Origin of the sequence: Salinivibrio socompensis S35, from assembly GCF_000513715.1 — a bacterium.
GTDB lineage: Bacteria > Pseudomonadota > Gammaproteobacteria > Enterobacterales > Vibrionaceae > Salinivibrio > Salinivibrio socompensis.
In genome coordinates this window covers 1-2,250 of record NZ_AQOD01000117.1, presented here as the reverse complement: position 1 = coordinate 2,250, position 2,250 = coordinate 1, and the positions used below count along the sequence as shown (strand labels likewise).

The 2,250-nt window shown below is 51.0% G+C and carries 2 protein-coding genes and 1 pseudogene; all 3 read right to left on the bottom strand.

Annotation, left to right across the window (positions count from 1 at the left end; all coding sequences use genetic code 11):
* Nucleotides 1–136: pseudogene (locus DZ54_RS24895) on the bottom strand (tRNA (adenosine(37)-N6)-dimethylallyltransferase MiaA); the annotation flags it as partial.
* Nucleotides 129–2,018, bottom strand: a complete 1,890-nt coding sequence (mutL, locus tag DZ54_RS0112985; RefSeq protein WP_025674519.1) for a DNA mismatch repair endonuclease MutL — start codon at nt 2,016–2,018, stop codon at nt 129–131. The pseudogene DZ54_RS24895 and the gene mutL, both read right to left, overlap by 8 nt.
* A gap of 1 nt (nt 2,019) precedes the next feature.
* A partial coding sequence (locus tag DZ54_RS21635) for a LysM peptidoglycan-binding domain-containing protein (RefSeq protein WP_037354500.1) occupies nt 2,020–2,250 on the bottom strand: 231 nt, incomplete at its 5' end.

Sequence of the window (2,250 nt, the reverse complement as noted above, 5' to 3'; positions counted from 1 at the left end):
ATGCTCGATAAATTAAGGCCGAATCAACACTAATAATGTCAACCGGCAGGGTATTGCGTAATGCAATGGCCAGATCCGTTTTTCCTGAGGCCGTTGGCCCCATCAAAAAAATGGCCTTTGGCAGCGGATTAGTCATGTTGTAATGCTTCTATTGCTGAGGTCAGGTCGAGGCGAGTAAACAAGCGCTGTCGCCCTTTTTTCAACGCCTCATCCTGCCAATACTGTTCAATTTCCGATACGGTCTGCACCGCTTGCGCAAGGCTGACTGGATCCGATGCGACTGTCAACTGCTTTGCCAGCCAACCCAACAGGTTCGCGCTGTGATCCGGGTTAGTTTGGCTGGGATCTAAGCCCCCTAAAAAGTCCAGCAATGCTGGAACAAAAGCTTGCAGATTCTGTTGCCGTAGTGGTTGGCACACAGACATCACCATTAACTGCTGCCCTTTTACCCGAATATGAATACCAAACTGCGTCAATAGTGATTGATAATGGCTAACCGCATCACATTCGGATGCAGAAGCGGATAAACGTTGTGGGATCAATAAAGGCTGAGTCACTAATCCCTCACCCAAAGCGGGTTGTAACGCTCCCTGATGGCGCCAGCTCTCTAACGCATGATGATCGGCCAACCATAACTCATCACCCCACGACATCAGTACATAATGCTGCTCAACCACTGAAAGTACCTTTCCTAAACCAAGTTGATCGCTCAACGCCTTCGCTGACACCGTATCCGTGCTCGCATTGACCTCGGAAGCTTGCAGCGCGTTTGGTGTCATCAACGCTTGGTAGGCTTGTGTGGCTTGCTTGGAAGGTGCACTCGGACGGTCAGGACGTGGTGCATGCCCTGTTGCTGGGCGTGACGACGACTCCGTAGACTGCTTTCCCGGGTAATCGGGAAACGCATTCACTGCTTGCTGGTAGGGATTATCCGTTGCAACGGCGGAAGCCCGAGGCTGATAAGACACCGTCTCCCGCACCTCACCGGTCTCAGGGTTTACGGTATCGTTTATGGGTAACGACGATTGCTGTAGCCCATCATAGATCGCTTGGAAAATAAAGTCGTGCACTAAGCGTGCTTGATGAAAGCGGACTTCATGTTTGGCGGGATGAACGTTAACGTCAACCTGATGTGGTTCCACATCGATATAGAGCACAAAAGCGGCATACTGATCGGGGGCCAAACTTCGTTCATAGCCTTGCCGGATAGCATGATTAATTAATTTATCTTTCATCATGCGCTGATTCACGAAGCAATGCTGCATATCGTTTTGCTGCCGTGCGCCATCAGGGGTACATATCCAACCACGAAGCGCCATATCGTGGTGAGTTAGGTCAATCCGTAAAGCATGCTCGACAAACGTTTGTCCGCAAACCGCTTTTAGACGACGTAAGGGATCGCCATTATCTGGCACGCGTCGGTATTGGCGCACCTGTGTGCCGTTATGGCGTAAGTTGATGGTAATATCAAACCGGCTTAAAGCAATACGCCGTAGCAGCTCATCAATATGACTGAACTCGGTTTTATCGGTACGCAAAAACTTACGTCGGGCTGGCGTGTTAAAAAATAAATCCACCACTTCCACGGTACAACCAACCGGGTGCGCCGCCGGTTTCACACTGACGGCCATATCGCGCCCTTCAGCAAAGGCTGACCACGCTTCTTGCTGTTCCGCGGGACGAGAGGTAATGGTAAGGCGCGAAACGGCGCTAACACTCGCTAACGCTTCCCCTCGAAAGCCCAAGCTCATGATCGCTTCTAAATCATCCAGGCTGTGGATTTTCGAGGTCGCATGGCGACTTAATGCCAGCTGTAAATCTGTTTTGCTGATCCCAACACCATTATCACGAACACGGATCAGCTTACTGCCGCCTTTTTCAATATCGACGTCAATGCGAGTTGCACCCGCATCGATACTGTTTTCCACCAGCTCTTTCACCACCGATGCTGGCCGCTCGACCACTTCGCCCGCGGCGATTTGGTTGGCGAGTCGAGCAGGTAATATCTCAATCGCCATATCAGCTTCCTGGAATAATTAAGGTTTGCCCAACCGCCAAGGTATCAGAGCCGAGTTCATTGGCACGACGTAGGCTTTCGATCGTCACCCCATAATTACTGGCAATTTTACCGAGGTATTCACCGCGTTTGACTTTGTGCTTGAGCGCCGGTGATGTCGCACCAGGTACCTTCAGTTTTTGCCCGACCCAAAGGGTATCCGACTTAAGGTTGTTCGCTTGGCGAAGGGTTGT

What these genes read in the sequence shown, in the direction of transcription:
- mutL (WP_025674519.1), bottom strand. Translation starts at nt 2,018, where the DNA reads ATGGCGATTGAGATATTACCTGCTCGACTCGCCAACCAAATCGCCGCG.